This is a genomic window from Mesorhizobium sp. Arg314 (assembly GCF_053714275.1).
The window spans coordinates 1-470 of sequence record NZ_JBSKBP010000254.1; the positions used below are offsets into that span (position 1 = coordinate 1).

1 protein-coding gene is annotated in these 470 nt (G+C 57.4%); it reads left to right on the forward strand.

The window, feature by feature from the left end; genetic code table 11:
- The first annotated feature begins 184 nt into the window (after nucleotides 1-184).
- Entirely contained in the window at nucleotides 185-451 is a 267-nt protein-coding gene (locus ACWGS9_RS36110) for an AbrB/MazE/SpoVT family DNA-binding domain-containing protein (protein WP_454509498.1), read from the forward strand.
- The last annotated feature ends 19 nt before the right edge of the window (nucleotides 452-470 follow it).

Consider the following 470-nt stretch of genomic DNA (forward strand, 5'->3'; position numbering starts at 1 on the left):
ACCGGATCCGGTCGACATCGGATTAACCCTGGAATAGCGAGAGCTGGCGTCACTCACGAGCAGGGATGCAGCCCGCGGGAAGTTTCATACCTTCGTGTCTTTGAGATTATGCGGCTCAGCCCTGCCCTTGATAGTAATGCAGATATGCATTATCTCCTCAGTGGCAAAATCGGAGTTGAGTGACATGACGACTTTGACCGTAACCGCACGTGGACAGGTGACTTTCCGCAAAGACGTGCTGCAGCATCTGGGTATCAGGCCGGGCGAGAAGATCGAACTCGATCTGCTGCCGGACGGACGGGCGGAACTGAAGGCGGCGCGGGCGAAGGGATCGTTCCGGGACTTGCATGGGTTTCTCAAAGGCAAGACGAATGGCCGCGTGCTCAGCATCGAGGAGATCAATGAGGCGATAGCAGAGGCTGGCGCCTCGGCCGGGGCCAGCAAGGAATGAAGGTCACCGCGGATACAAA